The sequence below is a fragment of the Sulfurospirillum sp. genome (assembly GCF_036802865.1).
Classification (GTDB): domain Bacteria; phylum Campylobacterota; class Campylobacteria; order Campylobacterales; family Sulfurospirillaceae; genus Sulfurospirillum.
This window is the reverse complement of sequence record NZ_DAIRVK010000005.1, coordinates 1-23606: the sequence shown is the minus strand read 5'-3', so window position 1 is coordinate 23606 and position 23606 is coordinate 1. Positions and strand designations below refer to the sequence as shown.

The following is a 23606-nucleotide window of genomic DNA, read 5'->3' as shown; positions in this document are numbered from 1 at the left end:
CTGAAAACACTACTGAAGAGGCAATTACAATGTGCAGTTATCATTTAAACGATACCCAACAATCCACCAGCCAAGCACTAAAATGATAGCACCCAAAAAGCCATTGAACGTGAGAAGGCAGAAAAGCCCCATCATCATCGCTAGCATCCCCAGCAAATAACTTCCAGACAGTACACTGAAAATGGCGACCACAATGCCCGAAAGTCCTACATAATTAAGGTAAATTGCTTTGCCTAAAATCGTTCTAAACTGGCAAATAGCAAGCATTGGATCTGCCGCACATACCGCTACCAAAGACTCTTTCACGTACACACCCTCTTTAATCGCAACAAAGATTAGCGCTACGATAATGAGTGTAAGTAAGGTTTTAAACATACCGCATAATTTTGAAGATGACATCCACAGTGTTGATCCAAAAACCATCACTAAAACAACCCAATTAAGCGCAAAATCGTTACGTGCACTTTCATGCATTAAAACAGCCAATGCACTGACAAACAAGATAAGTCCGCTTGCTTTTTCCAGCAAACCATTCAATTCCGTACGCTCGGTCGTAAAATAAATAACCGCATAAGCCGTAGCAATGATACCCAATGTTCCAAGCTCAAAGTTCAGATACCGTCCATCAAAGGCTAACGAAAGCGCCATAATGAGCACAACACTGACACTTAAAAGATGCAAAACATCTTCCCAGAATGCATCTGTTTTTGGTTCACTCAGCGTAATCACGCCCATAAAACGCGCCATAGACCCCCTCATAGTAATCTCTTCACTGATAAGATAGCGTACCAGTTTAAGCCACAGCACAAAGGCGATAGTAAGGCATAAAATAGCCCAAGAGTATTCAAGATTATTGCGCGAAACGATCCAATACGCATTGGCTTGCCACGTCAGTGCAACAGCGCCTCCAAACAGTACTCCAAACCAGTACGGCGCTTTTTTACACGAACATGTCGGCACACCCCAAAGCCAAATCAGCCCTACAAGACTCAGTGTAAAACTACTGATGAAAAGCCAAAGGGCATTCGGAAAATTGGAGACAAACCCATGTAAAATGTGTTTATCGGCACGGTCTGCATCAAACAGCCCCCAAAAACCGCCCACCGCACCTTCGCTCATGCGCTTCCACGGCTGATCAAACGCTTCGATGAAGTTATACTTCCAGCCGCCCTCTTCTGCCATTTTGACAAAACCACGGGTGAAGAGTGCTTGGTTCACAGCACTTGGGTAAGCACCCTCACGCATACGCCCTTCACTAGGCCATCCCGTCTCACCAATGACGATCTCTTTATCGGGGATTTTAGCTTGCATAAGCTCACGAATATTTTTAACATGTAAAAGCGCTTTGTCCACACTGATGGGCTTGTCTTCCCAGTACGGCAAGATGTGAATCGTCACACGATCAACCGCAGGAGCGATCTCAGGGTTTTTATTCCAAAATTCCCAGACATCTGCATACGTTATAACCATGTCAGGCAGTGCTTTTTTGACCTCTTGGATGTAACCTACAAGCTGTCCAGCACTGACATCGCTTCGCAACAATGCCTCATTACCTACCACAATCGTCTCAATAATGTCTTTGTTCTCTTTCGCTAAACGAATCGTCGTATCAATCTCTTTTTGCGTTAATTTTGCATCACTACTGACCCACGCACCAAGCCAGACTTTAAGCCCATATTTACGAGCGATTTCAGGTAACTCTTCCAACCCAACACTCGAATAAGAGCGAATACAACTCGTAATCGTCGCCAAATGCGCCAAGTCTTTGTCCATCTGCTCCGTTGAAGGTCGAAACCCTTTGGCAATGTTCATCGGTGACTCATCTTTGCCAAAAGGGGCATACGAGAGGCATTGCAGTTTAACATTTGGGTCTAACGTAATAAGGCTAGAAGAAGGCAAAGCCATCCAAAACCAAAAGAGTCCAAGACTCACAAACATCGCAATATAAAAAAGGATCATTTTAAACGTGTGATTCATACAGTCGCGCTCCATACATCTTTAATAGTTGCGCGATTATACTAGAAATGGGTTTAAGGGTTTACATGTAAAAACATTTTTAAATCTTTTTAATAGATTAAGTCTTACTGTTTGGTTATTCTTTTTCTAAAAACCTCACGGAATAGTTCTTGTATAACCCTCTATATCACACATAAAGGATACACATGTCGATTTTGCAGTTTATCAAAGAGAATAATTTAGCGTGGCAGCCTTCTTTCAACGGAGAGATCGGAAATGGATTCGTGGGCTACCGAGGGGCTTTGATCGTTGAAGAGGGAAAACAACTCTCCCCTGATCGCATCTTGCCACCTAAAGTGCAAGCCAAACAAGTTTTATTGGTTTCAAACGATGATGCAGTCACTTTCTTCTCTGCGGAATTAGAGAGCATCTTGCATTTTGAGGCTTTTTTTGAGCGTTATAAAGCCTTTTTCACCCCTGCAACTTTGGTCGTGCTTTATGTCACCGATCTAGATAAAAACGGAACATTTACCTATGAAGGTGTCACCATTCACGCCTACTCATTAGCCGAAAGTTCGGTCTGGAATGAACTGCTTGATCTTTCAGGACTTGATAAAAGTGAACTCAAAAAACTCGACAACAAAAAGAAAATCGACGTGCTGTATGATGGACTTTTAAAAGCAGACTGCGCGGCAAAAGCGATGAGTTACGAAGAGGTACTCAGCCACAAAGGTGAGAGTTCTAAAAAAATCATGGGTGCGGTGTAATAGACACTTTTTTTGATTTCATGCTACACTGTTACATCTAAAATGAAGGAGTGAGCATGAAAATCAAAAAATTATGCGGACTCAAAAAAGATGACATTGAAAAGCATCCAAAAAAGATCATAAAAATTGTTTCAAAGCCCAAGTTTATCTGTGAAAAATGCGCTCGTGTCTCTAAAGATGAAAAGCACTTGTGCCATCCAACATCTCTTAAAAAACTCTAACGCACCAATCGCACCGCACCCATATACCCTTTCGTATGAGCATCGACACTTCCATCTATATAATTGATCGTGTAAAAGAGCGTTGGTAGCACCTCATCGCCCTCAAGGTAAATGGAAGAGCTAATATAATTTGCACCCTCACCGGTGTCGTGAAGTTTTCCAAACAATACTGTATTAATCATGGGCGATTTACAACGCTTATCAACCAAAGTTAAAAGCTCATCAATGCTCGGCAAACGCCAATTCTTTCCAAGCAAACGTATCTGTTCTTCAACTTCACTATGCCTTAAAAACGCTACATCGCCAACACACCCTTTGCCTTTTTGCCACTCTTGCCCTAGTGAACATCGGCGCCAGATCAAACCGCTTTTTTTATCCACCACTTCACTCTCTTTTGTAACCAATGTGCTGGTTTTAAACGAACACTCTGCCATTAAACTTAACGTTGCTAAGAAGAAAAAGAGCAATCGTTTCATGGATAGACCATTTTTTTACTCACACCACCATCGACTACAAAATCGCTCCCTGTGATAAAACCATCTTCCCTCTCCAATAAAAAGCTCACAACCTCAGCAACATCATGAGGTTTGCCAACCCTTCCGCTCGCATGCCATGCGTGCTCTTCTACGGTTGCGACATAGCTCTCATCGGTATTGATCCAACCAGGGCTGATGGAATTGACACTGACTTTTCCTGAAAGTGAAATGGAGAGCGCATGGGTCAAGGCAATCATGCCTCCTTTGGAGGCAGAATAAGGTTCTGTACCTGCTTCAGACATAAACGCTCTTGTAGATGCAATGTTAATGATGTGTCCGTGGTTTAAAAGAGGTGCAAAGGCTTGCGATAAAATATACGGTGCTGTAAGATTGACCGCAATGATCTTTTCCCAGCCCTCTAAACTCTGCTCCCATAAGGGCTTGCGAATAAAAACACCCGCATTATTGACCAGACCGTACAAGGCATCTGTCTCATTTTTAATTTGACGGATTGTCTGTTGGAGTTCGTGGGTATTGCTAAGATCGCACGTGTAAAATCGCTCGAAAAAATGATGTGTTGGCATCTCTTTGTCGAGAGCTATTACATGATACTGTTGACACAGCTTTTCAACAATCGCTTTGCCAATGCCATGCGAAACACCTGTAACGAGAACTTTTTTCATTGTATCTCCTTTAAAATCATTCTAAAACAATAACATATACTCCCTTTAAAAGAGTGCTCGATCGGAATATTTTTTGCTTGTTAAAAACACGAAAAAACCGTAAAGGATTAAGGATATGGAAACTTCAACCCGTTACCAAAACAATGTCAATTTTATGAAACAACTTACTACTAACTCGGATAGAACTGCGATGCAAGCGCCTTACAGTCAAAATTTTGAAGCCATCTATAAAGAGGCGACTGACAGTAATATTTCTCTCTCAAATGCAAAAGACTTTCTTAAAAATCTCAGCCAAGATGAGCTTTCAACCTTACAACACTACACAGGCTTAGCCGATGAGATTAACGTTGATTCACTAAGTAACGAAGGCGCTTACAATCTTCTCATGCATGATGCTGAAAAATACGACTTTAACAGTGACGGTATGGTACAAGATGGGATTGCCAATAAAGGGTCTATTATTCCAACCAATATGAGTGATAGCATGAAAGCATCCTACGTCAATGCACTCAACTCTTTAGGGAATGAAAGCGAACGCTTTGATGCAATGACTGCCGTTACACTGAATTATGCAACGGTTGCATTGGAAGCTAAGGATGGTATTATAAACTCAGAACTATCAAAACCCCTTACCTATGATATTTTAGAATCTCGTATCAATTCGCTCCTTCATCCAACACGAGGGGCTTATGCATCTCCTGAACTTCAAGAGACCATTTCAAAATTTTGGGAAAATTTTAAATCTTCTTATAATAATGCCTAATACATCAAGCTCTTTTACCCGTTAAGAGCCATTTATCCTTGCAAAAGAAACTTTGGAGTAAAATACACACTATTTTTACTCCAAAGGCAAAATCATGCAAATTCCTTTTATCGACCTCAAAACGCAATATGAAACCTACAAAGAAGAGATCAACAAAGAAGTTTTAGATGTTTTAAGCTCTACTCAGTTCATTATGGGTCCACAAGTAGCCAAACTTGAAGAAAATTTAGCCAAATACACAGGCGCAAAATACGCTTATGCATGCTCAAGTGGAACGGACGCTCTTTTAATCGCGCTTATGGCAATCGATGTCCAACCTGACGATGAGATCATCACAACTCCTTTTACATTCATCGCAACAGCTGAGACCATTGCACTTTTAAAAGCAAAGCCTGTTTTTGTGGACATTGATGAGACAACCTATAACATTGACCCAAAACTCATTGAAGCGAAAATCACGCCAAGAACCAAAGCGATTATGCCTGTCTCCCTTTACGGACAAACAGCGGACATGGACGCGATTAACGCCATTGCTAAAAAACACAATTTAGTCGTTATCGAAGATGCGTGCCAAAGCTTTGGTGCAGAGTACAAAGGCAAAAAATCATGTAACCTAAGCACCATTGGTTGTACCAGCTTTTTCCCATCTAAACCACTTGGATGTTATGGTGATGGCGGAGCAGTTTTCTGCAACGATGATGAGATTGCGGCAAAAATGAAGTCCATACTAAACCACGGACAAGGCAAACGCTACGAACACAAATACATCGGTATCAATGGCAGACTTGATGCGCTTCAAGCAGCTATTCTCAATGTTAAAATGAACCACTTTGAAGCAGAATGTAAAAAACGCATTGAAATTGGTGAGCGTTACAGCAAACTCTTAGAAGGTGCCAATGTCATTACTCCAAAAGTGATGGATGATCGTAACTCAATGTATGCACAGTATTCGATTCGTGTGAAAAATCGTGAGAGCTTCATGCAAAAACTAAACGATGCGGGTGTACCAACAGCCGTTCACTACCCTATTCCACTTCACTTACAAGAAGCGCTTGGTTACCTTGGCTATCAAAAAGGTGACTTCCCTTTAAGTGAAAAAGTTGGAACTGAAATCATGAGTCTTCCAATGAGCCCGTTTTTAACCACAGAACAACAAGATTTTGTTGTCAACGCAATTAAGGCATAAGTTATGGTAAAAGTTGCCCTTATCGGTCTTGGCTCTATGGGTCAAAACCACTACAGAGTTCTAAAAAGTTTGCCAGAGTTTGAGCTTACAGCTCTTTGTGACATTCAGCAAACCAAAGAGTACGATGAACCTTTTTATACAGATCTTGATGAGATGTTAGAAAAAGCGGACTTTGAAGCGGCGGTTATCGTTGTTCCAACATTCTTACACAAAAGTGTTGCTCTAAAATGTTTAGCTAAAGGCAAACATCTTTTCATCGAAAAACCCGTTGCTTCAAACTGCGAAGAAGCAAAAGAAATTTTAGCTGCTGCACATAAAACCAATGCCAAAGTATGTGTTGGCTACATCGAGCGTTTTAACCCTGTTGTAGAAGCACTTAAAAAAGAACTTGAGGGCAAAGAAATTTACAGTATCGGCATTACGCGTGTGGGACCATTTCCTCCACGCATCGCAGATGTGGGCATCTTGACCGATCTTTCTGTGCATGACATTGATCTTATTCGCTACATTACAGAGCACGAGATCGAAAAAGTGTCTATCTACAAATCTCAAAAAATTCATAACCACCATGAAGACAACGCTATTTTATCGTTTCAACTCAGCGGCGAAATTGTTGCTAGCATTACTACTAACTGGTTAACACCATTTCGTAAACGCACCATCGAGGTAGCAACGAAAGAGGGTTACTATGAGGCTGACTTGATGGCGCAAGATTTGACAGAGTATTCTGAATATCAAAAAAACAACTCGTATGTCATCCGCAAAGTTATGCTTAAAAAAGAAGAGCCTTTGATTCGTGAACACAAAGCCTTTGCACAGTATATTGAAACAGGTGATCGTCATGGTTTAAGTACCATTGAAGACAGTATGATTACCCTAGACATCTCTTCAAGAAAGGCATAAATGGCACAAAAAGCGCTTGTACTTCTCAATATGGGAGGTCCTAACAACCTAGACGAAGTCAAGCTCTTTTTGTCCAATATGTTTAATGATAGCAATATCATTACGGTTAAAAGTTCGCTTTTAAGACGTTTTATCGCTTTTATGATTACCACATCCCGAACGAAAACAGCACAAGCGAATTACGCCAAACTCGGCGGTAAATCGCCTTTGGTTGGCTATACTGGGAAGCTGGTTGAAAAACTCCAACACGCTCTTCCTTCTTTGAATGTAACCTTTGCCATGCGTTATACACCACCATTTTGCGAGAGTGTCATTTCAGAGCTTCAAGCAAAAGGGATTAGAGAAGTTATTTTATTGCCACTGTATCCACACTACTCGACGACAACAACAAAGTCTTCCGTTGAAAATTTTACCGATGTGGCAAAAGCGTTGGGTTATGATGGTACTATACGCGTCATTGATCATTTTTATAAAGATGAAACCTACAACCGTCTGTTGGTCAAAAGAATTCAAGAAGCCCTTGGTGAAAATGATCCCTCAAAAATGGAACTTATCTTCTCCGCACACTCTTTACCTCAGAAGATTGTTGCTAACGGGGATCCTTACGAGAGAGAGATCACGTTACATGTAAAGCTCATGGAACAACTTTTAAATGCATCAAATCTTCACTTCAAAGCCATTCACCTCGCTTACCAGTCTAAGCTTGGACCGGTTAAATGGTTAGAACCTTCCTTGGAAGAAAAACTTACATCACTTGAAAATAAAAATGTTTTGATTGTACCCATCTCTTTTACAATTGATAATTCTGAAACAGAATTTGAACTCAGCATGGAGTATGCAGAAGTAGCACATCGTTTAGGATTTGAGCGTTACATAGTTGCCAAATGCCCTAATGATGATGAGGCGTTTGTAGAGTGCATTACACGATTGATTGCTTATTGAGCGTTGCCTTGAATTTCCGATGAAGGTGTTAAGTAGCCATTGTCAACCAGTTTTTCGATAATCTCTTTAAAGACAGGCACCGCACTTTGTGCTGCAAAGTAAGCTTGTTTTTTCTTCGCTTCACGTACAAGAACGCCAACGGTATACTTATTTTTCTTGTCATTAACAAACCCAAAAAATGAACCATTATAAATTCGAACATACTCACCATCTTCAGCGATGTGTGCTGTTCCTGTTTTTCCACCAACCTCTAAACCTTCCATCTTTGTACCCGTACCCGTACCTTGTTGCACAACTTTAATTAAAATCTTTTGCATACGTTTAGCCACTGCAACAGGCACAACTTGCACTTCAGGGGTTTTGTCAGGAAATAGCTCTTGCCCTGTGGGAGAGACAAGTTTTTTCACTAAAGATGGAACTAAAAGCCTCCCGTTATTGTTAAACACATTATACGCTTTAATCACCTGCATAAACGTGGCATTCATACCGTAGCCATAACCTACTGTTGCCTTATAAATCGGTGAATTGAAGCGATTAAGTGCAGGAATTACACCAGGATTTTCAAACGGAAGATCAACACCACTTCTGACTGAAAAACCAAAATCTTTTAGCCCTTGGTAAAACTCTATAGGATCAAGTTTTTGTGCAATTTGAGCCGTTCCAACGTTACTGGAATAAACAATAATATCCTCTGCACTAATTTTGTCTGCTTTATGCGTATCTTTGATAACTTTTGTACCCAACTTATAGCTTCCGCCATACACGTTGACAATGTCATAAGGGTTCACTTTATTGGCTTTAAGTAATAACGCAAACGTAATACTCTTCATAACAGACCCTGGCTCATAAATGTACTCAATAGCTGAGATATTAAGCGCGCCATAATCTTTTTTATCAATGGTATCAGGATTGAAACGATTGCTGGAAGCCAATGTTATAAATTCACCCGTCTCACTGTTCATAACCGCTGCAATAATTTCTTTAGCATCAAGACTTTTTTGATATTTATCTAAAACATTTTCAAGTATTTTTTGCATCTTAAGGGAGAGCGTCAAATGCACATCATAGCCATCAAATCGACGTGAAGAGATGCTATTGCCATCAAGAATGATCGCGTTGGATATATCACGTGCACCTACAATTAAAGAGTCTTGAACGGAAGAGAGTTTGTCTTCATAAAACCGCTCAATCCCTTTAACTCCTGTTGATTTTGTGATATTGCGTTGTTCCATTTTTTTAACATACCCAACAATCGGTGTTACAGAATCACCCGAAGGATAAAGCCTGTATTCCCCACTTTCAAGGACACTCATACCATGAAGAAAAGCCACACCCGTTTTGGGGTCTTCGTAACTTTTAAATACACCGAGTTTATAGAGTTTTCGTGAAAGCTCTTGAAGGTATTTGGCACTTTTTGAATCAATTTTATAGGAGAGAACTGTCGTACCTGAATTATTATTGAGTGTTGCAGCAACAGCCTTTGGATCATCCCCACTGTACAATGAATACAGTTTAACAAAAAGATCAAATTTTTTAGGATCAATATTACGGGTATCGATAATAGCTTTGTACAGTTTTTGGCTGGTTGCAATTTTAAAACCATCGGAGCTGATAATATTACCGCGAAGGGCATAATTGACTTCGCTGTGCTCTAATTTTGGTAATCTTCTATCAATGGTAGCCCAATAAAAAAGCGTCCCAAGGAAAATAATAAATCCAATGAGCACAACAACAAAGAGGAATAGGATTTTGATTTTTTTGGCGTCAGATTGTTCCATGTAGGCGAAAAATTAAATTTGTGTCCTAGCGATCTCTTTATATGCACTAAGCGCTTTATTACGAATCTCTAGCATCATTTTCATGCTTGTTTCTGCTTTATTGATTGCAATTGCGGCTTGGTGCAAATCTTTGACTTCGCCTGTTGCCAGATCAGCCATTGATTTATCGCCTTTCACTTGAGAATCGTTAATTTCTTCAATAGAATCTTGGAGTATTTTTGAAAAATTACCATTAGTGGCATCTGTCTTAGCAACAGTCGTATTGGATTTATTGGTTAATGATGAAATGGTATCAATTGTATTTTGCATTTACCTTATCCTTTTAAAATATCAATCGCACTTTGTGCTATGGATTTTGCACTTTGAAATGCGGAAACGTTTGCTTGGTATGCCCGTGTCGCCTCGACGAGGTTAGACATTTCAATCACAGGATTGACGTTTGGATACGCCACATAACCCTCTGCATTTGCATCAGGATGTGAAGGCTCATACTTGTATCTAAACTCGCTCTCATCGCGTACAACTTTGTCCACAGCTACACTCATTATAGCAGGATTGGCATTTTGTTGCAAGAATGGTTCATCCAAGGGATTCTCATTCTCTAGCATATTATTATCGCCAGCAATTTTTGCATTTAAAGTTTTATTAAAATCAATCGCTTTAAAAACAACATCTTTACGTTGATAAGGACCACCTTCGCTAGTACGTGTTGTGTTTGCATTAGCGATGTTGGAGCTAATAACTTCCATACGAAAACGTTGTGCTGAAAGTCCGTAACTGCTGATGTCAAAACTACTTAAATATGCCATTATTTTTCCTTACAATTTTGCCGAATATTCGATGACGCTTTTAAAAATAAGACCATTCTTTTGTAAACCTGATGTAAGCGCGTTAAACATCATCGCATTTTTACCAAGTTCAGATGACTCTACATCTAAATCGACCGTATTGCCATCATTTCGAGCCATTTGACCGTCTCTTAGATAAACTGTTGATTTAGAAGCATCAAAATCTGTCGCACCATTAAGATGAGCAGAGTTTGTTTGTGCCATTTCAAGTTTAGTTGAAGCACTAGCATCACCATAAATCTCTTTTTTCTTTGCAATTAAGGCTGTTTCAAAATCAATATCACGTGCTTTATAAAGTGGGGTGTCAATGTTCGCAATGTTACTGGAGACAAGGTCTTGTCTCATCGCTCTAGCATTAAGTCCAGCTTCTAAAAGATCGTTTGATTTAGAGGTTACAAAACCCATTTTTTGCCTTCTTTCACGAGATATTTTATACAAGCAAATTATATTCCATATTGCTTCATTCGGCTTTTTACATCGCCCTTGAAAAAGCCTATTATAAGGTTTAAACTATTTTAGTGTAAAATGAGAGAAATCCTAACTATACAATAAGAAACCATGGAAACAGATAAAATACTTTTTTCACTTAGCACATTTGCCATCTTCACTGGCATAGTCTTTTCATTGTCATTGCCTGTGTTTACAACACTCTTCTTTGACTATTCCGAGTACCATTTTTTTATTCGACAGTTCGCTGTTGGCATGATTAGCATAACCATTATGTGGGCTCTTTCTCTTGTCGATCCCGATAAATTTCTCATGCATATTGGTTTTACCATTTTCCTCAGTTGTCTTTTATTGATGGGCGTCATGCATTACCTTCCAGAATCATTGGTAACTTCTGCGGGTGGTGCAAAAAGGTGGATCAGGCTTCCAGGATTTTCACTCGCACCTGTTGAGTTTTTCAAGATTGGTTTTGTTTATTTTCTGGCATGGAGTTTTGCACGAAAACTCAATAACAACAAAAAAACCCTTAAAGAAGAGATGAAACTTATTTTGCCCTATTTGGCTGTTTTTGTATTGGTTATTTACTTAATTGCCGTTATGCAAAATGACTTAGGTCAGGTCATTGTATTAGCGCTAACGCTTGCAGTAATGGCATTTTTTGCAGGAACAAGCCTACAACTCTTTATGCTAGCGATCTTAGGCTCAATCTTCGTTTTTTTAGTGGCTATTTTTAGTTCAAGTCACCGAATTTTGAGAATTAAAACATGGTGGGCAACGATTCAAAACATGGTTCTATCGCTATTTCCTGATAAAATCGCTGCCGTTTTACGAGTCGATGATGCTCCTGAACCTTACCAAATCTCACACTCGCTCAATGCCATTAAACACGGTGGTATTTTTGGAGAAGGCATTGGAAATGGTATGTTCAAACTTGGATACCTCAGTGAAGTTCACACCGACTTTGCTCTAGCAGGCATTGCAGAAGAACTTGGCGCACTTGGCGTTACCTTCTTAACGCTTGTCATCATTACTATCATTTATCGTATTTTTAAAATCGCCAGTCGTAGTTCTAATAAAGTTTATTATCTTTTTTCTTTAGGCATTGGATTGCTCATTGTTTTTTCTTTTTTAATGAATGCCTACGGTATCACATCTATTACGCCTATTAAAGGTATTTCTGTCCCTTTTATCAGCTACGGAGGTAGCTCCATTTTAGCGCTCTCTGTGGGCATAGGAATGGTGCTAATGATTAGTAAGAAGGCAAAGCTATGATAGCCATCACAGGCGGAGGCACAGGCGGACATCTTGTTATTGCTCGTGCAATCAAAGAAGAGTTAAACAAACGAGGACTTAAGCCTATTTACATTGGATCAACCGCGGGGCAAGATAAAACATGGTTTGATGGTGACGATGGCTTTGAAGAAACGTATTTTTTAGAAAGCCAAGGTGTCGTCAACAAAAAAGGAGTTCATAAACTTCTCGCACTCTGTTCTATCCTTCGCTCAGCTTTTACCTGTAAAACTATTTTTAAAAAGCATCACATTAAACATGTTTTTTCTGTAGGAGGCTATTCTGCTGCTCCTGCTTCATTTGGAGCACTTATGTGTGGCATACCACTTTACATTCATGAACAAAATGCGATTCAAGGTAAACTCAATTCACTGCTTAGACCTTTTAGTAAAGCATTTTTTAGCTCTTACGACCCAAAAGCCATCCTAACCAGCTATCCTGTTAGCAAAGCTTTTTTCAGCGTCCAAAGAGAGCGTACACGCTTAAAAACAATTATCTTTTTAGGAGGAAGCCAAGGTGCTTCTTTTATCAATGCCCTTGCTCAAAAGCTGGCACCATTGTTACACCAAGAAAGCATTGCTATTATCCATCAAACGGGTAAAAAAGAGTTTGAAGCTGTAAAAATGTTTTATGAACAAGCAGGTATAGAAGCAGATGTATTTGACTTTTCTAAAGATATCCCTGCAAAACTATTCCTCGCAGATTTTGCCATTAGTCGTTCAGGTGCAAGTACTCTATGGGAGCTATGTGCTGCCTCTGTACCAGCCTTGTTTATCCCGTTTCCTCATGCAGCAGCCAATCATCAATACTTTAATGCAAAAGTACTTGCAGATCAAAACTTAGCGCTTATTCTTCAACAAAATAGTACCATTGACCCGCAAATGCTTTTTGATCAAATAAAACACGTTGACCTTGTAAACGTTTCGCAACACTTAGCACATATAATGCAAGAAGGTGGAGCAAGTGAAATTGTCGATGTTATACTACAAAACCCAAAAAAGGAGAAACCATGCTAGAAAATCTTATCGTTCGTATTGCAACAAGGGATGATGCAAAAGAAATTGCTACCTTTAACGTACTCTTTGCCAAAGAGACAGTCAATAAAAATGTTCCTCTCGCCCTTACCAGTGAAGGTGTGCATCAAGTTTTCACAAAATTTCATAATGGGTTTTATATTATTGCAACGGTTGAAGATGTCATCGTTGGCTTGGCAATGATAACCAGAGAGTGGAGTGATTGGAGCAATGGTGCGTACTACTGCATCCAAAGTATTTTTGTGACCGATCATGAACATGAAAAAGAGATTCACGATTCACTTTTAGAAAAAGCAAAAATCTTAGCAAAAGAACATTACGATGTATGCGGAATCAGACTGTATGTTCATAAAGATGATAAAGCAACACAAAAATCATATGAAGAATTAGGATTGCAAAAAACGAAATACCGAGTGTTTGAAGAGATATTTTAAAATACGATATAAAGTGTTAAACAAGCTGTGAGTGCTTATGTTAGGGGTCTCTTAAAACGAAGTGGTGCGCCCGAAGGAATTCGAATCCCTGACCTCCGGTACCGCAAGGTTCGTTTAAGGTTTAAAAAAGCCCTAAATATAGGCGTTTGAAGCACTTAGACCACCATTAAGGCATACACAAAAAGTAGGTCTAAGGTGCTACACGTCTCTAAGAACAAACATGACATTTATCAAGTCAGAATCAGAGTATCAAATAAACTGGTACCCTACTTCAATAAAACTGAAATCATCAAGTCACTAGGTACTAAAAAATTCCAACAGGCTAAACGAATAGCCTACTCTTTTATTTCGCCTTACCAAAGTATTGACCTCATCACTCGCACAACGCTATTGACCGACTACCAAATTCAAGAGCTCGTTGAAACATATATGCGAGACGTCCTCAAGATAACCTCAACAGCTAAAGACCTTATGGCTCACAATCCATCCGCAAAGATGACGAATGACAAAGCTATAAATCTCTTTTTGAAAAACTATAAGCCCACAACAAACACGGTTCAGTACAACGAAGTAGCCTCTTTTATGCTCAACATATTTGCAGAGATTGTCCCTAAGCGTAGCCCTGTAGAGAATATGACCTTAGAAGGTATCCTCAATCTTCGTGAGATCATCACTAAACTCCCTAAAAGAAATATCCAAAGGTACAGGGACATGAGTGTTAAGGAACTTATGAAGATCACGCCACTTGCAGAAGAAGCTATCAGTGCAACAACACTTAACAAGTACATCAAGTGGACTCGTAAGTTCTACGCCTTTTGTACTGAGAATGATTTTATTAGAAAGAACCCTACCGCCACACTCGGCACAGTAAGCAACAATGATGCGATCACTGAAAGGCTCCCTTTAACCCCTCAAGAGATTAGAAAGTTATTGGAACTTAGCAAAGATGAGATGGTCTTTCACAATGGTATCAAAGCCCTCGCCTACAGTGGCATGAGATTATCAGAACTTGCAAAAGCAAAGATCAACAATGTAGAGGGGCTTGATTGTTTTGATTTAAGTAGTAAGACATTAAGACTCAAGACAAAAGCCTCCTACCGCATTATTCCCATTCATAGCAGTATCGACATAGACCTCTTGAGCCAACTTCCTGACCTTGAGAACTTTAGTAAACGAGTGAATACTCTTATTAGAGAACACATAAGCTCAGATAGTAAGAAGGTCTTGTACTCACTCAGGCACACTGTGGCGACTGAGCTAAAGTTCAAGCGAGTGGACTCTTTAGTCATCTCTGAGATACTCGGACATGCCCACAGTGGTATGACTATGGGAAGATATGCTAGTAGGTATCCCTTGAAAATCCTTAAGAAGGCTATCGAAAAGCTCAACTTTGAGAAATGAGACTCTAAGTTCTTACAGAGGATAGATAGTCTCTATTTTCTTTAAGGTCTTCGACCAAAATAACACTAAAAGGACAACTTATGGAAATCACACACAATGGCGTAGGCATCACTTTAAACCTTCAAGGCGGTACATCTTTATATATAGGTAATACTTACAATGAGGCTATCGGTGAAGCATATATAGAAGACATCTCAAACCCTGAAGCGGTGCAGATCATGGAGAAGGTTCAAGAATTGAATAAAGTCGTCTCAGAGGCTCTTACAGAGCTTTTAGGGTTAGCTAAAGAGTATGAGGGTGGACTTTAGGTCTGCTCCCATTGAAACTTAATAGTGTCATCTATATAGCCATCTTTTATAGAGAGAAGTACCATACTATTCACTGTTTTCAGACTCAATTCATCTAAAAAATTCTCATAAGGATTTGGATAAATATTCTTTAGTTTTAATATTTCTATATAAATGTGATTATGTATAAGAATGGGTGCTCTTATTTTTGCTTTTGCATTCATCATTTGAATTTTCCACGTACCATTAATATCACGTCCCTGTTCAATGTATTCTTTTGCTTGCTGATACTTGTGTAGTGAACCATTTTGTTCTACATCTGAAATATAAACATCAAGCAGTTTGTAATATCTATCAAGTTTTACATTCATGTTAGCAATAAAAAACTCTTCAGTCTGTCTCTCACTCTCTTTTCTTGATTGTTGGAGTTCTTCGATTTGAGCTTTAAGACTCTCTGATTGAACTTCTAGTGCTTTGCTTTGTTGAACAAGTGATAGTTTCATCTGTCGATTAGCTTCATTCTGAAGGAAGACACTCAAAGCAACTGCTAAAAATGCTAAAGCTGAGAAATGCCCCGAAAGTATATCTCCCATCTGCCCTCTCATAGCCCATTGTTGAGCCATATCTAATGTATCAGTTGAATTACTCTCTAGGCTATGTGTATACATGTATGATATATCAAGATGATTTATCATCGTCCATAAGTTCCAAACAAGTAAAAAAACTAAAGTTACAAATATACTGATCGCTATACTTTTTTGATTTGTTGATAACCACTGCAACATAAACCTCCATTCAATATGACACCTTTATTTGGTATCATGGTAGCTTCATATATTTGTCTGAACATTCTGTAATAACTTTAACTTTTATCTCATGCGGAGTTGAGATAGAATTAACGACTTTTGTCATAGTTATTATTTCTTGACCTGCCGTGAGAGTTGTTTTCTTCAATTCATTAGCACATTCTAAACTAAGCCATTCAATCAAGGTGTTTTCCTCTCTTCGATCATTGTATTTGGATATACTAAAACCTACCATGAGAATTAAACTACAAAGCATAATAGCAATAGTTAATAGGTCTTTTATTTTTGCTAATATCATTTTATTCCTCAATCATTTCAACTTGAGGCATTCTATTAAATGATATTTGATTTTCTACAGAAGATAAACTATCGCCTCTATCTTGAACTTTTGAAATCAGATTTATTGTCTCATTAATTCTATCAAATGCAGGTTTGGATTCTTTTCCTGCCACGCCTAAAGCCTTTGCGATTGATATAAGACTACCTAATGTCTTATCAAGATTACTCATCTTTTTACCTAATTCACTTTGCACTTTGTTAACTTTTTCAATCAAGCGATCTTTATGGTCTTCACTCAAGATTTTTGCATTCCTAATGTCCTGTTTTAGTGTATTAATACTAGCCTCAATAGTGGCAAATTCATCATTAGAAAATTCATAGTTATCATCTTCAAGGTACTTACTATGAACATCATAACCATTGATTAATAAACCTTTATAGTAATCATGTAATGCACTGTATAATGAGCCTGTATACTCTGCATCTTTATCAGATATTGGAACAAGAGGTAGCTTTGCACGTGTACAGAATTGATTAATAAAACTGATACTTTCTAATAAAGAAAAATAATCAATCCCTCCATTGTTTTTAACATACTCACTATCTAATTCTTTAAATATACTTCTCAGAATTTCATTTAAATGTGCTACAGGGTTCTCAAAATCAGGTTTTCTTAAGCCTTCACTAATATACATAACTGACACCTTCCTAAAAGTTTTCTTTTGATTATATTCCAAAAATATTAATTCTATAGACAATATTGCCGTATGAAATAATAAGCTTTACAAAAATAACTAAAAATATCTGAAAGGTCACATCTAAACACCGCCACGTAAGGAATCCCCCCCCATAGCCCCCTCATTTCTCTGTAGATGTCACCCTGTGTAAGCCTGTGGAGAGACTTTAGCACTTCAAGGCGACTCATAGTACCTCTTTAACTCTCCCTACAGCTCATAGGCTCATGTCATACTTTGGCTTCTCATTGATCTCTTAGTCTTGCATAGTCTGTTAACTCTTAACCATCATTATATATGATTGTATTTGTATTGTCTTATACTTGACATAGGGTTTATAATCTGATAAAGTTTCAAGCAATAAATACGTTAAGTCTTAAAGGGTATCACATGACAGTCGGCTACATAAGAGTTTCAACAGACACACAGATCACTTCTAACCAAAAGAATGAGATATTAAACTACGCCCATGAGTTACATGTAAAGGTGGATAAGTTCATAGATGTGACGATGAGTTCACGTAAGAACATGAGAGACAGACTGATAGATGAACTCTTTACCTCTTTAAGCTTGGGCGATATGCTCATCATTAGTGAACTCTCACGCCTTGGTAGAAGCACTCAAGAGGTTCTACAGACTATTGAGAAGTTAATGAGTATTGGCGTGGAGCTACATATCATCAAACAGAAGATGGTTATTAACCCCAACAATAAGAATGATTTTGTCTCTAAAGCTATGATAACCCTTATGAGTCTCTTCTCTGAGTTAGAGCGTGACTTGATTAGTCAAAGAACCACAGAAGCTCTCAAGGCTAGGAAGGCTCAAGGGGTTGTATTGGGTAAACCAAAAGGGACGACTCAAAAGTCAAAGTATGATGTACATGTTGATCGTATTGTAGAGCTTCATACGCTTGGATTGTCACTTAACAAGATTGTCTCAAACCACTTAGAACCTGTTATGGGTAAAGGGAATTGTAGTGTGGCTAGTTTATCAGTCTATCTCAAACGAAGAGGATTAGTGAAATAGACCCATTCTCAAAGCCTACAGAGAGCTAAAGGGGTCTTAAGACGACTCGTACTCTCCTTTTATACTTCGATAGCCTCACAGGGGTCTACAACAACAAGAAGGCGAGTTGATGAGGAATTACTTGAGGAATATCTCAAAGAAGTAGGTATGTCAAACGGTAGAAAAAGAGTGAAATATAGAGAGGTCTAAAAGCTCAGAAATGGGCTCCTCTCAAAGTGCCTATTTTAGGGCTCAAAAGGACCCCCCGCACCTTAAGGGAAGGAGGAAGCTATAAATGGACTATTAGTCTGACTATAAGTGTCTCTTTTGGGGGACTATAGGGGGTACTATAAGTCTTACTATAGATTTAACTCTAAGTATCCCTTTTACCTGATAACTTAAATATTATTAACTTAGAGTATATGACTTAAAGAGATACTTTGAGTCAGACTAGAAGTAACCTCTCAACACTTAACTCATATTATTTTTATTTGATGCTCCCCTCTTTAAATCACTTTGTAGATGCACCCTTTGAAGTATCACTAAAGCTCTATTGTGTCTACAAGTCTATGAAGCTCCTCTTTACCACAACGTATACAACGACAGCTCTTAAGTATCATTTGTCTCTCCATAGGCTCTCACAGGCTTTAAATGGACTAAGACTTACCATCGCTCAATCAATCGCTCAATAACACAAATACTAGAGGTGAATCTATACATGGCTGTAGATTGACTTGTAGTCTTCCTTTCACAATCCATAAGAGGTTCTCAGGTGTAGGGTAAAAGTTCCTTCACACCCCCTACCTAAAGAGAAATACACCTCCTTTGAGAGAGTCGTAGGGCGAATATTCCTTCACCCACCACCCCATAGGAGAAAGCCGAATTTATAGGTCTTCTGCAAGGTCGTAGGGTAAAAGTTCCTTGACCCCACTCACCTTAAGAGAAATACACTCTCATAACTCTCATTTCTATGTGCAATAGAAAACTTATCAATGACGGAAAGAACGTAAGTAAGTCTTTAGGTTCTGAGCAATCAGTCGACTTGAGTCTGTACCGAAGTATGGGCTCATTCTTTCAACAATGAAGAGGAAAAACAATGAATTACAAAACACAAATGCTAGAGAGCTTTTTAAGGCAATATGACCTAAAGGAAGCCTTTACAAACAACTTATTTGATAAAGACCTTGAAGGATACAAAAGCCTTATGGAAGATGAATATGAAGTACCTTTATGGAGTGCTATTCTTAACGCTTTCGTTTGGTTTGAGACTAAAGAGGGTGCTGACTTTTGGAAGACTGTAAATGACTTATGGTTTGAAAATGTTGTTAATGGCTTTACTGCTAAAGAAGCTAGGAGTAGCTTTAGATATAACAGAGCTCTTTTACGATTTGTAGAGTTCAAAAGTTCTATTCTACAAACCAATCAAAAGGCATGGACTGATTTATTAGATCATATCACATTTGGAGAAATCGACTTAAATATGAGATCGTACGGTGAAGGGTGCTATCCTGAAGAACTACTCATTTTAATGCTTATGGGTGATGAAGTTAATATAGAGGATGTCTTATATACTCTACTCAGTGAAGATAAAAAGAAAGAGCCTGTATGGTGTGGGTTATTGGAAGCTCTTTGTACCACAGGCTTTGAGGAGCCTACAGATGAGTAACATCCAAAAGTTTAACTTTAACAACTCTCAAGTGCGTGTAGTAGTTGAGGATGGAATTGAATGGTTCATGGCTAAAGATGTCGCTGAAGTGTTGGGCTACAGAAATCCTAGGGATGCAGTAAATAAGCATTGTGATGAAGAGGATGTCGTAAAACGCGACTCCCTTACAAATGGTGGTGCTCAGTCTTTGACATTTATCAATGAGAGTGGTCTATATTCATTAATATTTGGCTCCAAACTACCTTCTGCCAAAGCTTTCAAAAAATGGGTTACTTCTGAAGTCCTTCCAACAATCCGTAAGCATGGCGCATATATGACTTCAGATGTCCTTGCACAGGCTATAGCAGACCCTAAGTTCGCTGTAGGGCTCCTTCAGAACCTTCAAGAAGAGCGTGAGAAACGCATTGAAGCGGAGAAGACAAAGGCGTACATTAGTGACAAGAAGACTGCTACTGCTATGGCAACTGCCAGTGTGGCTTCAAGAGAAAATGAGAGGCTTAAGAGACAGCTAGACGAGAGCTTTAAGTATTCAACTATCAGAAGACAAACAGTTATTCACAAGCCAAAAGAAAAGTTTAGATACAAGCTATTGAGGGATTACTGTAAAGAATATAACCTCAAGATCATTGATGTGGAAGACGACAAATATGATGCTGTCAAAAGTTATCCTGCTGAGGCTTGGTTAGCCACATATGGTATATCTATTGGTGAGCATCCTCGGAAGCATTTAAGAGATAAAAGGTAGTGTCATCGCTACCTCTTATTATTCTCCCTTCACAGGCTATCACAGGGCTATAACTGCTTATTTATTAGATTGTCTTCAATCGTTTAGATCTGTTCTATCATCTATTTTGTTTTGATTACCTCCCATCTATTTGTATTTCAAAGTTAGACCTATTGCATGTTTTGATATACTGTATCTACTCTTAATAACATGATAGAAGGTTGGCATAGCATGGCTCAAAGTATACCCTTTGAAGAACACTTGAAAACTCAACTGAATAAAGTTGGTTGGTTCACACCGCCTTATATTTCGATAGGATTACTTTCTAATATTTCTAATAAACAGTTGCAAAAAGGGTTAGATCAAAAAGAGCTTGAAACATTTTTAAGTGAAATATATACCTTGAAGCATTTATCCCGAATGTCATGTGAAATCTATCCCAAAACTCCTTTTGTTAAAGAATACCTAGAAATCATTTATGAATCTATTGAAGCCCATGCCCTAGGATTAGACCATATTGCAGTTACAGGACTAATCCCCGTTATTGAAGGTACTATTAAAAAATATACAAATGATAGGGGTATATCGTTATTTAATAATAAAAGAAAAAAAAACGTTCAGGAGCTCTTTGAAGAGTTATCAACTGATCTTAAAGAGTATGTTATAGATAAAAAACTTGGAGCTGTTAACGAAGTTATATCTATGATTGATTCATTCATTGAATACCTTAGCAAGAATATTTATATCAAGTCTCAAAACTATACATTAGAAGATAACACTAATCGACATGGAATACTACACGGAATATTAACTGATAATGACTATGGCTCTCCCATCAACTATTATAAAGTCATATCTGCTATAGACTTCTTATGTTTTGCAATCAGTATTCATCATGGTGGTCGTTGGTGGCTTGGAGATACTTTAGTAAATTCTACAAAACTTTATATGTATTTGTGCAGGATTAGTCTATTAGGAATTGATAGAAAAGACTTTGTTAAAGATATAAAAAAAGACCTATAAGTTAATGATGTTAAGCTCTCAGGTAAAGTCACACCTATAGTCCATCTTTAAGTCTAACTTGAAAAGCCTCTACAGCTCACAGTATAAACCACCCTTCATAAGAACTCTATGTTTGATTAGAAGTAGTCATCACAGACTCTCAGACACTAAATAATGATCTATCTATTTGTTTTGTATCTACTATTACATAAAAAAGAGGTATTAAATGAGATTATTTTATAAGATTATTCAGAAAAACACTCTAAATATCTCCGGTCTATTTGCCAAAATCCATACACAAAGGGATACACAAACTTGACTTTTAGGAGTGATATAGCTATAGTTTCGGGATTAAATCAACCGTATGCTAAAAAGCTACAAGTGCTCTGAACGACCATTCTAAGGGAGTTGACTTTAAACGAAGTGGTGCGCCCGAAGGAATTCGAATCCCTGACCTCCGGTACCGCAAACCGATGCTCTATCCAGCTGAGCTACGAGCGCACATATTTGTTTGAGGTCGGTATTATATCTTACCTAATATAAAATAAGTATTAAAAAAAGAGCCAAAATGTCATTTAGCGTTCAATATTCACTTAAAACATCGTTGAGAAGTTCATGGACGATCTTAAAGCTCATTGTTCCTATCTATATTTTGGCTGATTTTTTGCTTTATTACAATCTGCTCGCATACATCACATTTATATTTAAACCCTTAGTGTCACTGTTAGAGCTCCCTCAAGAAGTAGCACTTTCTATCGTTAGTGGACTCTTACTCAACCTCTATGCAGCTATTGCCTTTGCAGCACCGCTTGGACTTGGAGCTAAAGAGTGGACTGTCTTAGCTGTCTTTTTAGGTGTAGCACATGCGTTGCTTGTTGAAACAGAGATTATGAAACGACTCGGGATTTCTAGAATCTATTCCATTCTCTTACGATTAAGTGTTGGCTTATTTCTGGGAATCCTAACCTCAAAACTTCCAAAAAGTTGGTTTACTCAAAATCTTGAACAAACCGTAAACACATCTGAACACCCTCTGTATTGAACTCCTCCAAAACTCTCTTTATGAGTCTCTTTCACTCTCAATAAAAATAATTTTATTGGTTTCAACACTTATATTTTTTCTTGACTTTATCAAATCTTTACCTATAATTGAAAAACATTCGAAAAAAGTCAACAGTGGTTTTTCAATAGTAGTCGGTGTTATTTTAGGGATTACATATGGGGCTGGTATTTTAATTGCAGAGTATGAAAAAGGAATTTTACAAAAACGAGAGATTTTATTTATTGGCACTTATTTGATGATCTGTCATGCTATTATTGAGGATACCCTGCTTTTTCTAATTTTTGGTGCAAATCTTTGGGTCATCATAGGCTTACGCTTTACCTTTGCAACAATTATTGCTTATCTTGTCGTCAAATATTATAGACTTACTTAAACTCTTGAGTGTAAACTTCATCTAACAGTTCTATAAAGCCTATGGGCTCAAGGTAGCCTGCAAATTCATCTATAATTTTAAGATCTTTGGGTGATAAAATAAGATTGGTTGGAAAATATTTTACATGTAGCGATTTTGGTAATCTAGGATCATCTCGATGAATCGTAACATGTAAATATTTTCTGGCAATTTGTTGGGCATAGTGCGGTACATCAAAAACTTCTTTTTGCATTTTCAAACAATAAGAGCACCCTTCTTTTTCAACACTCAAAATGATAAGTTTATTTTCTTTAAGTGCTTTTTGACATTCCATATCTAAAAAATCTGCTTTCAATGAAATATTGACCACACAAATGTATAAAAATATCAGAATCCACTTCTTCATAAAAACTCCCAACGGTTTAAAAAGTCTAATTATAATAAATATAAAGTAAATAAAGTGATAAGATAAAATTGGAAAGGGAATAAAACAAGATGATTAAGGGAATAAACAGGGGAGGATAAGAAGAAAGAATCACGAGAACTGGCAGCGACCTAC

Annotated in this window: 28 protein-coding genes and 1 tRNA gene; 17 read left to right on the top strand and 12 right to left on the bottom strand. The window is 38.1% G+C overall.

Annotated features, from left to right (window positions below; genetic code table 11):
- Window positions 1-24: 24 nt before the first annotated feature.
- Window positions 25-1977, bottom strand: coding sequence for a glycoside hydrolase family 17 protein (locus V7Q04_RS10765; protein WP_333805100.1), 1953 nt, complete (start codon window positions 1975-1977; stop codon window positions 25-27).
- A gap of 185 nt (window positions 1978-2162) precedes the next feature.
- On the opposite strand from V7Q04_RS10765, the gene V7Q04_RS10760 reads away from it, so the two are divergent.
- Both V7Q04_RS10760 and V7Q04_RS10755 read left to right on the top strand, forming a co-directional pair.
- The gene (locus V7Q04_RS10760; RefSeq protein WP_333805099.1) at window positions 2163-2723 is read left to right on the top strand and encodes a hypothetical protein; all 561 of its coding nucleotides are present in this window, start codon (window positions 2163-2165) and stop codon (window positions 2721-2723) included.
- A 56-nt stretch (window positions 2724-2779) separates the two neighbouring features.
- Window positions 2780-2944, top strand: coding sequence for a hypothetical protein (locus V7Q04_RS10755; RefSeq protein ID WP_333805098.1), 165 nt, complete (start codon window positions 2780-2782; stop codon window positions 2942-2944).
- Here V7Q04_RS10755 and V7Q04_RS10750 read toward each other — a convergent pair.
- Entirely contained in the window at window positions 2941-3420 is a 480-nt protein-coding gene (locus V7Q04_RS10750) for an Lcl C-terminal domain-containing protein (protein WP_333805097.1), read from the bottom strand. The two genes, V7Q04_RS10755 and V7Q04_RS10750, sit on opposite strands and share 4 nt — an antisense overlap.
- Window positions 3417-4103: an SDR family NAD(P)-dependent oxidoreductase gene (locus V7Q04_RS10745; protein WP_333805096.1), complete on the bottom strand. Its 687-nt coding sequence runs from the start codon at window positions 4101-4103 to the stop codon at window positions 3417-3419. Before V7Q04_RS10745 ends, V7Q04_RS10750 begins: the two co-directional genes overlap by 4 nt.
- Before the next feature lie 115 nt (window positions 4104-4218).
- Here V7Q04_RS10745 and V7Q04_RS10740 point away from each other — a divergent pair, with 115 nt between their 5' ends.
- From V7Q04_RS10740 to hemH, 4 genes are all read left to right on the top strand, one after another.
- Complete coding sequence (locus V7Q04_RS10740) at window positions 4219-4866, top strand: hypothetical protein (protein WP_333805095.1); 648 nt, start codon at window positions 4219-4221, stop codon at window positions 4864-4866.
- Window positions 4867-4960: 94 nt separating this feature from the next.
- Window positions 4961-6052 (top strand): DegT/DnrJ/EryC1/StrS family aminotransferase, encoded by a 1092-nt coding sequence (locus V7Q04_RS10735; protein WP_333805093.1) that lies wholly within the window; start codon window positions 4961-4963, stop codon window positions 6050-6052.
- 3 nt (window positions 6053-6055) lie between these two features.
- A complete protein-coding gene (locus V7Q04_RS10730; RefSeq protein ID WP_333805091.1) occupies window positions 6056-6955 on the top strand; it encodes a Gfo/Idh/MocA family protein in 900 nt (299 codons plus the stop codon).
- Window positions 6956-7897 carry a ferrochelatase gene (hemH, locus tag V7Q04_RS10725; protein ID WP_333805090.1) on the top strand — a complete coding sequence of 314 codons (942 nt, stop codon included), beginning with the start codon at window positions 6956-6958 and terminating at the stop codon, window positions 7895-7897.
- Here the strand turns inward: hemH and V7Q04_RS10720 are convergent.
- The 4 genes from V7Q04_RS10720 to flgB are packed head-to-tail and all read right to left on the bottom strand — an operon-like array spanning window position 7891 to window position 10928.
- Window positions 7891-9675, bottom strand: coding sequence for a peptidoglycan D,D-transpeptidase FtsI family protein (locus tag V7Q04_RS10720; protein WP_333805089.1), 1785 nt, complete (start codon window positions 9673-9675; stop codon window positions 7891-7893). The genes hemH and V7Q04_RS10720 overlap by 7 nt on opposite strands.
- Window positions 9676-9687: 12 nt before the next feature.
- Complete coding sequence (fliE, locus tag V7Q04_RS10715; protein WP_333805087.1) at window positions 9688-9984, bottom strand: flagellar hook-basal body complex protein FliE; 297 nt, start codon at window positions 9982-9984, stop codon at window positions 9688-9690.
- Between the two features lie 5 nt (window positions 9985-9989).
- Window positions 9990-10484, bottom strand: a complete 495-nt coding sequence (gene flgC / locus V7Q04_RS10710; protein WP_333805086.1) for a flagellar basal body rod protein FlgC — start codon at window positions 10482-10484, stop codon at window positions 9990-9992.
- A gap of 9 nt (window positions 10485-10493) precedes the next feature.
- A complete protein-coding gene (gene flgB, locus V7Q04_RS10705; protein WP_333805085.1) occupies window positions 10494-10928 on the bottom strand; it encodes a flagellar basal body rod protein FlgB in 435 nt (144 codons plus the stop codon).
- 153 nt (window positions 10929-11081) lie between these two features.
- Here flgB and V7Q04_RS10700 point away from each other — a divergent pair, with 153 nt between their 5' ends.
- From V7Q04_RS10700 to V7Q04_RS10680, 5 genes are all read left to right on the top strand, one after another.
- On the top strand, window positions 11082-12242 hold the full coding sequence (locus V7Q04_RS10700; RefSeq protein ID WP_333805083.1) for an FtsW/RodA/SpoVE family cell cycle protein: 1161 nt from the start codon (window positions 11082-11084) through the stop codon (window positions 12240-12242).
- Window positions 12239-13276, top strand: a complete 1038-nt coding sequence (locus V7Q04_RS10695) for a UDP-N-acetylglucosamine--N-acetylmuramyl-(pentapeptide) pyrophosphoryl-undecaprenol N-acetylglucosamine transferase (RefSeq protein WP_333805082.1) — start codon at window positions 12239-12241, stop codon at window positions 13274-13276. Before V7Q04_RS10700 ends, V7Q04_RS10695 begins: the two co-directional genes overlap by 4 nt.
- Window positions 13270-13728, top strand: coding sequence for a GNAT family N-acetyltransferase (locus V7Q04_RS10690; protein ID WP_333805081.1), 459 nt, complete (start codon window positions 13270-13272; stop codon window positions 13726-13728). Before V7Q04_RS10695 ends, V7Q04_RS10690 begins: the two co-directional genes overlap by 7 nt.
- Window positions 13729-13923: 195 nt before the next feature.
- Window positions 13924-15129, top strand: coding sequence for a DUF6538 domain-containing protein (locus tag V7Q04_RS10685; RefSeq protein ID WP_333805080.1), 1206 nt, complete (start codon window positions 13924-13926; stop codon window positions 15127-15129).
- A gap of 80 nt (window positions 15130-15209) precedes the next feature.
- The gene (locus V7Q04_RS10680) at window positions 15210-15437 is read left to right on the top strand and encodes a hypothetical protein (protein ID WP_333805079.1); all 228 of its coding nucleotides are present in this window, start codon (window positions 15210-15212) and stop codon (window positions 15435-15437) included.
- On the opposite strand, the gene V7Q04_RS10675 is transcribed toward V7Q04_RS10680, so the two are convergent.
- The 3 genes from V7Q04_RS10675 to V7Q04_RS10665 are packed head-to-tail and all read right to left on the bottom strand — an operon-like array spanning window position 15434 to window position 17196.
- Window positions 15434-16201 (bottom strand): hypothetical protein, encoded by a 768-nt coding sequence (locus tag V7Q04_RS10675; protein WP_333805078.1) that lies wholly within the window; start codon window positions 16199-16201, stop codon window positions 15434-15436. The two genes, V7Q04_RS10680 and V7Q04_RS10675, sit on opposite strands and share 4 nt — an antisense overlap.
- Before the next feature lie 34 nt (window positions 16202-16235).
- Window positions 16236-16520 (bottom strand): hypothetical protein, encoded by a 285-nt coding sequence (locus V7Q04_RS10670; protein WP_333805076.1) that lies wholly within the window; start codon window positions 16518-16520, stop codon window positions 16236-16238.
- 1 nt (window position 16521) lies between these two features.
- Window positions 16522-17196 carry a hypothetical protein gene (locus V7Q04_RS10665; protein WP_333805075.1) on the bottom strand — a complete coding sequence of 225 codons (675 nt, stop codon included), beginning with the start codon at window positions 17194-17196 and terminating at the stop codon, window positions 16522-16524.
- A 429-nt stretch (window positions 17197-17625) separates the two neighbouring features.
- On the opposite strand from V7Q04_RS10665, the gene V7Q04_RS10660 reads away from it, so the two are divergent.
- From V7Q04_RS10660 to V7Q04_RS10645, 4 genes are all read left to right on the top strand, one after another.
- The gene (locus V7Q04_RS10660) at window positions 17626-18261 is read left to right on the top strand and encodes a recombinase family protein (protein ID WP_333805074.1); all 636 of its coding nucleotides are present in this window, start codon (window positions 17626-17628) and stop codon (window positions 18259-18261) included.
- Between the two features lie 1075 nt (window positions 18262-19336).
- Window positions 19337-19906 carry a hypothetical protein gene (locus V7Q04_RS10655; RefSeq protein ID WP_333805073.1) on the top strand — a complete coding sequence of 190 codons (570 nt, stop codon included), beginning with the start codon at window positions 19337-19339 and terminating at the stop codon, window positions 19904-19906.
- Window positions 19899-20651, top strand: coding sequence for a BRO-N domain-containing protein (locus V7Q04_RS10650; RefSeq protein WP_333805072.1), 753 nt, complete (start codon window positions 19899-19901; stop codon window positions 20649-20651). Before V7Q04_RS10655 ends, V7Q04_RS10650 begins: the two co-directional genes overlap by 8 nt.
- 210 nt (window positions 20652-20861) lie before the next feature.
- Window positions 20862-21653: a hypothetical protein gene (locus V7Q04_RS10645; RefSeq protein WP_333805070.1), complete on the top strand. Its 792-nt coding sequence runs from the start codon at window positions 20862-20864 to the stop codon at window positions 21651-21653.
- Between the two features lie 403 nt (window positions 21654-22056).
- Here the strand turns inward: V7Q04_RS10645 and V7Q04_RS10640 are convergent.
- A tRNA-Arg gene (locus V7Q04_RS10640) sits at window positions 22057-22133 on the bottom strand.
- Between the two features lie 67 nt (window positions 22134-22200).
- On the opposite strand from V7Q04_RS10640, the gene V7Q04_RS10635 reads away from it, so the two are divergent.
- Together V7Q04_RS10635 and V7Q04_RS10630 are read left to right on the top strand one after the other, a co-directional pair.
- A complete protein-coding gene (locus tag V7Q04_RS10635; protein WP_333805069.1) occupies window positions 22201-22674 on the top strand; it encodes a hypothetical protein in 474 nt (157 codons plus the stop codon).
- A 55-nt stretch (window positions 22675-22729) separates the two neighbouring features.
- Complete coding sequence (locus tag V7Q04_RS10630) at window positions 22730-23068, top strand: hypothetical protein (RefSeq protein WP_333805068.1); 339 nt, start codon at window positions 22730-22732, stop codon at window positions 23066-23068.
- On the opposite strand, the gene V7Q04_RS10625 is transcribed toward V7Q04_RS10630, so the two are convergent.
- A complete protein-coding gene (locus tag V7Q04_RS10625; protein ID WP_333805067.1) occupies window positions 23061-23453 on the bottom strand; it encodes a thioredoxin fold domain-containing protein in 393 nt (130 codons plus the stop codon). The genes V7Q04_RS10630 and V7Q04_RS10625 overlap by 8 nt on opposite strands.
- Between the last annotated feature and the right edge of the window lie 153 nt (window positions 23454-23606).

Excerpts from the sequence above, each read along its gene's own strand:
- V7Q04_RS10635 (WP_333805069.1), top strand. The coding sequence starts at position 22,201 with ATGTCATTTAGCGTTCAATATTCACTTAAAACATCGTTGAGAAGTTCA.
- V7Q04_RS10650 (WP_333805072.1), top strand. The coding sequence starts at position 19,899 with ATGAGTAACATCCAAAAGTTTAACTTTAACAACTCTCAAGTGCGTGTA.
- V7Q04_RS10745 (WP_333805096.1), bottom strand. The coding sequence starts at position 4,103 with ATGAAAAAAGTTCTCGTTACAGGTGTTTCGCATGGCATTGGCAAAGCG.
- fliE (WP_333805087.1), bottom strand. The coding sequence starts at position 9,984 with ATGCAAAATACAATTGATACCATTTCATCATTAACCAATAAATCCAAT.
- V7Q04_RS10700 (WP_333805083.1), top strand. The coding sequence starts at position 11,082 with ATGGAAACAGATAAAATACTTTTTTCACTTAGCACATTTGCCATCTTC.
- flgB (WP_333805085.1), bottom strand. The coding sequence starts at position 10,928 with ATGGGTTTTGTAACCTCTAAATCAAACGATCTTTTAGAAGCTGGACTT.
- V7Q04_RS10755 (WP_333805098.1), top strand. The coding sequence starts at position 2,780 with ATGAAAATCAAAAAATTATGCGGACTCAAAAAAGATGACATTGAAAAG.
- hemH (WP_333805090.1), top strand. The coding sequence starts at position 6,956 with ATGGCACAAAAAGCGCTTGTACTTCTCAATATGGGAGGTCCTAACAAC.
- V7Q04_RS10730 (WP_333805091.1), top strand. The coding sequence starts at position 6,056 with ATGGTAAAAGTTGCCCTTATCGGTCTTGGCTCTATGGGTCAAAACCAC.
- V7Q04_RS10660 (WP_333805074.1), top strand. The coding sequence starts at position 17,626 with ATGACAGTCGGCTACATAAGAGTTTCAACAGACACACAGATCACTTCT.
- V7Q04_RS10665 (WP_333805075.1), bottom strand. The coding sequence starts at position 17,196 with ATGTATATTAGTGAAGGCTTAAGAAAACCTGATTTTGAGAACCCTGTA.
- V7Q04_RS10655 (WP_333805073.1), top strand. The coding sequence starts at position 19,337 with ATGAATTACAAAACACAAATGCTAGAGAGCTTTTTAAGGCAATATGAC.
- V7Q04_RS10735 (WP_333805093.1), top strand. The coding sequence starts at position 4,961 with ATGCAAATTCCTTTTATCGACCTCAAAACGCAATATGAAACCTACAAA.
- V7Q04_RS10675 (WP_333805078.1), bottom strand. The coding sequence starts at position 16,201 with ATGTTGCAGTGGTTATCAACAAATCAAAAAAGTATAGCGATCAGTATA.
- V7Q04_RS10680 (WP_333805079.1), top strand. The coding sequence starts at position 15,210 with ATGGAAATCACACACAATGGCGTAGGCATCACTTTAAACCTTCAAGGC.
- V7Q04_RS10690 (WP_333805081.1), top strand. The coding sequence starts at position 13,270 with ATGCTAGAAAATCTTATCGTTCGTATTGCAACAAGGGATGATGCAAAA.
- V7Q04_RS10720 (WP_333805089.1), bottom strand. The coding sequence starts at position 9,675 with ATGGAACAATCTGACGCCAAAAAAATCAAAATCCTATTCCTCTTTGTT.
- V7Q04_RS10645 (WP_333805070.1), top strand. The coding sequence starts at position 20,862 with ATGGCTCAAAGTATACCCTTTGAAGAACACTTGAAAACTCAACTGAAT.
- V7Q04_RS10670 (WP_333805076.1), bottom strand. The coding sequence starts at position 16,520 with ATGATATTAGCAAAAATAAAAGACCTATTAACTATTGCTATTATGCTT.
- V7Q04_RS10695 (WP_333805082.1), top strand. The coding sequence starts at position 12,239 with ATGATAGCCATCACAGGCGGAGGCACAGGCGGACATCTTGTTATTGCT.
- V7Q04_RS10750 (WP_333805097.1), bottom strand. The coding sequence starts at position 3,420 with ATGAAACGATTGCTCTTTTTCTTCTTAGCAACGTTAAGTTTAATGGCA.
- V7Q04_RS10625 (WP_333805067.1), bottom strand. The coding sequence starts at position 23,453 with ATGAAGAAGTGGATTCTGATATTTTTATACATTTGTGTGGTCAATATT.
- V7Q04_RS10760 (WP_333805099.1), top strand. The coding sequence starts at position 2,163 with ATGTCGATTTTGCAGTTTATCAAAGAGAATAATTTAGCGTGGCAGCCT.
- V7Q04_RS10740 (WP_333805095.1), top strand. The coding sequence starts at position 4,219 with ATGGAAACTTCAACCCGTTACCAAAACAATGTCAATTTTATGAAACAA.
- V7Q04_RS10765 (WP_333805100.1), bottom strand. The coding sequence starts at position 1,977 with ATGAATCACACGTTTAAAATGATCCTTTTTTATATTGCGATGTTTGTG.
- flgC (WP_333805086.1), bottom strand. The coding sequence starts at position 10,484 with ATGGCATATTTAAGTAGTTTTGACATCAGCAGTTACGGACTTTCAGCA.